Below are 7,628 nucleotides of genomic sequence, written 5' to 3'. Positions count from 1 at the left end.
GGCTTCGAGCGCGTGTGCGCCGAGCGCGACACCGCACGGATTGGCATGCTTGATGATCACGCACGCAGGGCCGACGAACGTCTTCACACATTCCCAAGCCGCATCGGCATCGGCGATGTTCGCCTTGGCCAGCTTGGCGCGGAAATCGGCGAGGATCGGGCAATCCGTTTCCGCGGCGTCGAACGGGCGGCCCTTGAGCATGTTCTCGCTCGGCTCGATCACCAGCCGGTAGACGAAGCGGGGCGGCAGTACCCCGGCCGCCTCCTGCCGTTCCAGCTCGGCCACCACCTGATCCATCAGCGGCCCGACACGCTCGATCCGCGCGCAATAGGCATCGGCGTCGGTGCGGTCGGCGATGTTGTGCGCGTTGAGCAAGGTGATGGGCACGCGCGTGTGCATCCCGCCCATCTGCGTCATCAGGTAATCGTTGCGGCGTAGCGCGAAGCGCTCGATCGCCTCGCGACCATTGTCCTCGAACATGCGCAGGCTGATCCGTGCCTGCGGCGACAGCCGCGCGCGGTCGAAGCCCGAAAGCGCCGCCATGTCTTGTTCGAGCAGCTCAAGATTCTCGAGCGCGAACGCCTCGCTCACATCGTTCCACTTGTCCTGGTCGCGCTTGATCCCGAGTTGCGACTGGCGCACCGGATTGCGGTCGATCCCGCGCTGCCACACGCGCTCGAAGAAGGCGTCGAGCCGTGCATCCTCGTCGTCGGGCAAGGCCCAGGCGGGCATCGGCATTGCCGCAACGGCGAATGCGCCCATGACTCCGCGCCGCGTCATCCGTGCCGTCATGCCCTGCCTCCATCCGCGATCCAGCGAGTCATCACTTCGTCGAGCAGCGCGAGCGGCAGCGGCCCGCTGCCCAGCAGCGCATCGTTGAAGCGGCGGAGGTCGTAGCGGCGCCCCAGCCGTTTCTCCGCGCGCTCGCGCAGCTCGACCATCTTGAGCTTGCCGATCTCGTAGGCGGTCGCCTGCCCCGGCGTGACGATGTAGCGCTGCACCGCGATCACATGATCGGCACGGCTGCCCGGCGTGTTGGCGACCAGCCAGTCGATCGCGCGCTCGCGGCTCCAGCGCAGGTGATGCAGCCCGGTATCGACCACCAGCCGCCCCGCGCGCATCAGCTCCTGCGAGAGCTGGCCGAATTCCTGGTAGGGATCGGTGTAGAGTCCCATGGCGTAGGGCAGCTGCTCGGCGTACAGCGCCCAGCCCTCGCTATAGGCGGTATAGCCGCCCTGCCGCCGGAACGCGGGCAGATGAGTCAGCTCCTGGCTGATCGCGCGTTCGAGATGGTGACCCGGGACCCCTTCGTGAAAGGCCAGCGCCGACAGCTCATACTTCGGCAGGTTCCGCATCTCGACGGCGTTGACGTAGAGGATTCCCGGCCGCGACCCGTCGGGCGTGGGTGCGAAATAGCCCGCGGTCGCGGCCGAGCGTTCGAGCCAGGGCTCGACCGGTTTGACGATCATCCTGGCCTTGGGGACGCGCGTCATCACCTCCCCCAGCCGGGCCTCGACCGCGGCGATATGCCCGCGCATCGCGTCGAGATAGGCCGCCCGCCCCGCTGGCGTGTTGGGATAATAGAAACGGTCGTCTTTGCCGACGAAGGCGAAGAACTCGGTCAGCGAACCGGTGAAGCCCGATTTGACCATCACCACGCGCATCGCCGCATGAAGCCGCGCCACCTCCTCCAGCCCGGTGCGATGCACTTCCTGCGGGGTGAGCGGCAGCGTCGTCTCGAGCTCGAGCGCGGCGCGGTAATAGGCGTCGCCTTGAGGCAGGCTCCACACCCCGTCGTTGCGCATCATCCGCGCATGGCCGCGTTCGAGCCAGGCGATCAGCGTTTGGAAGCCGGGACCGAACCCCTCGCGCATCGCCGCCTCGGCATCCCGCACCAGCCGGGTGCGCTCGCCCTCGGCCATGGCAAGCTTGCCGATCTTCTCGCGGAAATCGGCGAGGATCGGGCTGTCGCCGGCGCCACCGAACGGCGCGCCGCGGATCAGTGCCGCGCAATTGCCGATCACCAGCGGATAGGCGAAATTGGGTGGCAGCACGCCGGCTGCGGCCTGCGCGTCAAGCCCGGCGACGATCGCTTCGAGATAGGGCTTCACCGCGCGCAACCGCGCGACATAGGCCTGCGCGTCCGCCCGGTCGGCGATCGGATGGTTGTTGATCAGCGTCTGCGGAATGGTGCGCTGCGGTCCGCGCATCTGGCACACCGGGTAGCGGTTGCCGCGCCAGCGATGCGCGGTCAGCGCCTGCCGCCCGGCATAGTCGAACAGACGGACGCTGAGCTGCCGCTCCGGATCGAGCGCGCCGACATCGAACCGCGCCAGCTCGGCGAGCTCGGCGCGGACGATCGCGGCGTCTTCGGCCGCGCGCGCTTCGCCCGGATCGGGCCAGCGGTCCTGCCCGTCCTTGATCCCGAGGCCCGACTGACTGAGCGGGTTGCGGGCGACGCGCTTGCGGAACGACGCCTCGAAGAAGGCGTCGAGCCGCACCGCTTCACTCGATGCCGCGGCGGCGGTCGGCAATGCGGCGAGCGCCGCGCTGCCGGCGAGCAGCGCCCGCCGGCTGACGAGGGCCCCGGTCACGGGCAAGCGGCTCATTCGCCGATCGGCAGGCCGCCGCGCGCCGCATCCGGATCGTCACCGCGCTTCGCCACGTGCTTGTCGAGAAACTCGCGGATCGCGCGATAGGCGACGATCTGGTTGGCTTTCTTGCGGAAACCATGCCCCTCATCGGGGAAGGAGATGTACTCCACCGGCACGCCGCGTGCCTTGACCTTGGCGACGATATCCTCCGATTCCACCGGCAACACGCGCGGATCGTTGGCGCCCTGCAGCACCAGCAGCGGCCGCTCGATCTTGTCGGCATGGAATATCGGCGAGATCTTGGTGAGATAGGCTTCGTCGGTCGCGGGATCGCCGACCTCGGTATAGAGCAGACGCCGCAGATCCTCCCACCAAGCGGGCGTGTTCTTGAGCAACCGCAGCCAGTTCGACACCCCGTAGATGTCGACTCCCGCGGCGAATTCCTTCGGGCGGAAGGCAAGGCCGGCGAGCGTCATATAGCCGCCATAGCTCTGCCCCTCGATCGCGATCTTGTCGCCGTCGACGAAGCCCGTCGCGACCAGCATCTTCTTCGCCGCGACGACATCGTCGAGATCGGCGTCGCCGTGGCGCTTGTCGTCCATGTGATAGAAGGTGCGCCCCGAGCCCGAGCTGCCGCGGTTGTTGATCTCGAACACGACGTAGCCGCCATTGGCGAGATACTGCATCAGCGGGCGGTAGCCGATCCGGCTCTCGTCGCCGGGGCCGCCATGGACATGGATCACCGCCGGGCGCTTGTCGCCGGGCTTGGCGTCGTGCGGCACGTAGAGGACGCCGGGCACCTTCACCCCGTCATAGGAGGCGAAGCGCACCATCTTGCCGGGCACGAGATCGCTCTGCGCCACCCCGGGCGCCTGCGCGTTGAGCAGCGGGCGGCGCTTGCCGGTCCTGAGGTCGAGGATCGCGATATCGCCCGGCGTCGCGCCGTTGGTCAGCGAAATCGCGGCGATGCCGCCCCGATTGGCGAGGCGCAGGCCGACGCTCGCCCCGGGTGCCGGATCGGCCAGCGGGATCGACTTCAGCGTCGTCGCATCGAACAGATAGGGCCGGCTGCGCGCATCCTCGTTGACCATCGCGACGAGGGTGCGCCCGTCGCGGCTGAGCGCCGCCCCCGACACGTCCCACTCCGGCTCGAAGATCGTCTCGCGCCGGCCGGTCGCGAGGTCGACGCGCGCGAGCTTGGTGAACTCGCCGCCGTCGTCGGTGGTGAAATAGAGCACCGGTCCGGTTCGCGCGAAGGTTTCGGGCTCGCCCGACACCGGCGTCGAACCCGCGGTCACCTCACGCAGCGCCTTTTCGGTGCGGTCATAGACATAGACGCGCTTGTTGGCGTTGTCGTGGATCCGGCTCATCGCGACATAGCGCCGGTCGGCGCTGACGGCGCGGATCTGGTACGCCTTGTCGTTCTCGAACAGCAATGTCTTCACATAGCCGTCGGTCGTGATCTCGTAGAGATCGAAATAGCGCGGGTCGCGCTCGTTGGTCTGGACGAAGAACGACCTGCCGTCCTTCGCCCATTCGACGAAGCGCGCGACATGCTTCGTCCCAGGCGTCGTGTCGCGTACGCTGCCGTCGAGCTCGCGGACATAGATGTGCGCGAGCTCGTTGCCGCCCTGGTCGCTCGAATAGAGGATGCGCCGGTCGTCGGGGAAATAACCGATCGCGTTCACCGTCTCCTTGGTCGAATGGGTGAGCTGCTGCATCGGCCCGCCTGCCACCGGCACCGCATAGATGTTGGCGATGCCGGAGCGGTTGCTGGTGGTCAGCAGCAGCTGGTCGTCAGGCGAGAAGGAGATGCCGCCGAACGATTCCGCCGCCATCAGCTGTTCGATTGTATAGCGCTTGGTCTGCTGCGCCACCGCCTCCGCGGCGGGCAGCGCGAGCAGCAATACGGCAGCGACCAGGCCGACCCGCATCAGAACGCCACCGCCGCGCGCGCCGTGAAGGTCCTTCCGATCGGATCGAACACGCCGAACGAGCGCGTCACCGTCGCCGGATAAGGCACTTCGCGGTCGAACAGGTTCCGCACGGTGAACTGGAGCGAGAAATTCTCGGTGACCTTGGCGCTGAAGGTCGTGTTGACCAGCGTGTAGGATGGATAGTCGTTGACCGGCGTATTCTCGATCGTCGCAGTCCGGCTGCCGACCGTCTTGCTGGTCCACAGGACTTGGATGTCCCAATCGAACGGATCGAAGCTGTAGCCGATGCGGCCGTTGACGTCCCAGCGCGGCGAGCCGACGGTTCCCTGCGCCTCGATCACCGGCGCCCCGCCGGAGGTCTGGGTGCGGAAATAGTCGATGTAGAAGGCCTTGACGCCCAGCCGCAGCTGTCCCGGCTCGGTGCCCGCGATGTTCGGCACGGCGAAGGCATAGTTGATCTCGCCGATGATCCCGGCGAAGTCGAGCAGCGCGCTGTTGTAGTAGCTTTCCTGATACCCGTCGGCGATGTCGCCCGCGATGCGCTGCCGGCCCGTCGCCGCGCTCTGGGCGGCCGCCTCTGCCGCGTTCAAGCGGCGGAATGCGTCGCAGGCGCCCTCGTTGGGATAGTTGGGGCTGTCGTAGCAAGCCGCCTGCGCGGTACCGAGGTCGAAGCGCGAGATCGCGTTGGCGAGACGGATATGGCTATAGTCGATCGACATCCGCAGGTTGCTGATCGACGGCGGCTGATAGACCAGCCCTAGCGACCAGGACCGCGCCTTCTCGTTCTCGAGATCGCGGTTGCCGCCGACCTCGCCGAAGGGTGAGGCACCATTGGTGGTCGCCAGGAACTGCCCGGGGGCCGGACCACCGACCGCGGCGAGCGCAGCGGTGCAGTTGGCGAGGCGGACGCTGGGATTAGGCCCGGCATTGACCCGGCTGGCGGCACACACATCGTTGCCCGCGCGTGCCACCGGCGTAGTGTTCAGGAACAGCTCGACGAGCGAGGGGTTGCGGATCGCCCGCGTGTAGACACCACGCAGCGTCAAACCCGGAAGGAACCGCGTCTGCAGCCGCGCCCCGCCCGACCAGGTGATGTCGCCGCCCGCCACCGAATGGTCCACATAGCGGATCGAGCCTTCTGCCTGGAGCGACTTGACCAGCGGCACGTTCATCGCGTCGCTGATCAGCGGGATGACCGTCTCGCCGTAGAATTCGTCGGTGTTGAAGCTGCCGTCGGGCGCGTCGGGATAGGCGATCGCTCCGCCCAGCAGCGTCAGGCCGCCATTGAGGATCGTGTCGCCTTCGAACGAACCCGATTCCCGGCGATGCTCATAGCCGATGCCGATCGAGATCGGCCCGCCGATGCCGAACGGCAATGCGCCGCCCATGTTCGCCGAGACCACCTCCATCGAGTTCTTGCTGATGCCCACGCCGCGATCGAGCACATAGTTGACCGCCGCATCGCTCGCCGCGCCTTCGCCGAAGATGTTGATCGGCACGCAATTGCCGCCGACCGCGCAGGTGGTCGTGGTCGTTGCGTTGATCGCGTTCTGCAGCCGGGTGAGGTTGATCTGGTTGAATTCAGAACGGTTGCGGCTGCGCCCGTAATTGTACGAGACGTCCCAGTTCCATTCCTCGCTGCCGAGCTTGAAGTCGCCCTTCAATCCCGCGACGATGCGATAGACGTCGAACTCGGACCGGGCCGGGAAACGGTCGACGATGTCGTTGAAGTTGCGGTTGAGCCGGAACGACGTGGTGATGCCGTTCGCCGCCAGGATCGCCCGCGCCTGGGGTGTCAGGAACGGGTTGTTCACGCTGATCGTGATCGCCGGGCCGCCAAGGATGCCGGGCGCGGCGAACTGGAACAGATCGGACAGCTTCGTGCCGCTGGTATGGGCGTAGGAACCCTCGAGGAAGAAGTTGATCCCCTCGGTCACGTCGAAATTGGCGTTGAGGTTGAACAGGTAGCGCTCGTTGGGGGACAGCAGGCTGGTATATTTGGCCGGGTTCAGCCCGTCGCCTCCATCGGTGAAGATCGGGATTCCCTGGCTCGACGAGCCAAAGAACGGGGCCCCCAGCTTGAAGGGCACGAGATCGCCGTTGGCCCCGAATTGCAGCGGGTTGCCCGCCGCGTCGACGATATAGGTCCCGGACATCGGCACGCCCGCGGTGTACGGTAGACCGCCATCGGTCAGCGGTGCGTAGCGCAGATCGTTGACCACCATCAGCGAGGAGATGCCATCGCTGGGGTTGGTGTTGCCCGACGAGGTGAGGAAGCGGAACGGGAAGCGCTTCGCGAGCAGCATGCCATCCTGGCGGACATATTCCGCGCCGAGCACGATATTGCCGCGGCCGCCCGCGAAATTCTTGCCGATCAGCGCGCGCACCATTTGGTTGCCCGCGTCGCCGCGGTCGCTGATGCTCGCCTGGCCGGTAAGCTGGAAGCCCTCGTAATTCTCCTTGAGGATGACATTGACGGTGCCGGCGATCGCGTCCGAACCATAGACCGGCGCGCCACCGATCGCGATGGTCTCGACCCGCTCGACCAGCCCGACGGGAATGAGGTTGAGGTCGACCTGCGATCCCGGCGCGGTCGAGCCGCCCGAACCCGACACGGTGTTCGACGACACGAAGCGGCGTCCATTGACCAGGCTCAACGTGCGTTGCGAGCCCAACCCGAAGAAATTGGCGAAGCTCTGCGCGATGCCGAGATTGCCCTGGCTCGTGCCGATCTGGCTCGAGGCCGCGGGCGCGAAGCCCGGCGTGTCCTGGAGCGCTTCGAGCACGTTGGTGTAGCTGCGCCGCTCGATTTCCTCGGCGTCGGTCGAGGTCGCCGCCTGCAGCGTGTCGAAGCCGGGCCGCAGGATACGCGAACCGGTGACGATGACATCCTCGTTCGCGGCGGGGGCCGGTTCTTCCTCCTGCGCGGCCTGTGCCGCCGGTGCCGCCGCGCGGCGGATCATCACCGCGCCGCCCGCGGTCTGCACCACCTCGAGCCCGGTTCCGGCGAACATGCGCCGCAGCGCCTCGACCGCGCTGAAATTGCCCTTGATCGCGTTGGTGCGCACTCCGGCGAGGTCCGCGGCCGGCGCGATCA

4 protein-coding genes are annotated in these 7,628 nt (G+C 67.0%); all 4 read right to left on the bottom strand.

Annotated elements, in window-relative coordinates:
• The coding region (locus ABDV68_RS17225) for a DUF885 family protein (RefSeq protein ID WP_343521334.1) at positions 1–792 on the bottom strand (792 nt) is incomplete at its 3' end.
• Entirely contained in the window at positions 789–2,609 is a 1,821-nt protein-coding gene (locus ABDV68_RS17220) for a DUF885 domain-containing protein (protein WP_343521333.1), read from the bottom strand. The genes ABDV68_RS17225 and ABDV68_RS17220, both read right to left, overlap by 4 nt.
• Positions 2,606–4,528, bottom strand: a complete 1,923-nt coding sequence (locus tag ABDV68_RS17215; protein WP_343521332.1) for a S9 family peptidase — start codon at positions 4,526–4,528, stop codon at positions 2,606–2,608. Before ABDV68_RS17215 ends, ABDV68_RS17220 begins: the two co-directional genes overlap by 4 nt.
• A partial coding sequence (locus ABDV68_RS17210; RefSeq protein ID WP_343521331.1) for a TonB-dependent receptor occupies positions 4,528–7,628 on the bottom strand: 3,101 nt, incomplete at its 5' end. The genes ABDV68_RS17210 and ABDV68_RS17215, both read right to left, overlap by 1 nt.

The organism is Sphingomonas sp. (genome assembly GCF_039595165.1).
Lineage (GTDB): Bacteria > Pseudomonadota > Alphaproteobacteria > Sphingomonadales > Sphingomonadaceae > Sphingomonas.
The sequence above is the reverse complement of the archived record's forward strand: the minus strand, read 5'-3'. Positions and strand labels throughout refer to the sequence as shown.

What these genes read in the sequence shown, in the direction of transcription:
- ABDV68_RS17215 (WP_343521332.1), bottom strand. Translation starts at nt 4,528, where the DNA reads ATGCGGGTCGGCCTGGTCGCTGCCGTATTGCTGCTCGCGCTGCCCGCC.
- ABDV68_RS17220 (WP_343521333.1), bottom strand. Translation starts at nt 2,609, where the DNA reads ATGAGCCGCTTGCCCGTGACCGGGGCCCTCGTCAGCCGGCGGGCGCTG.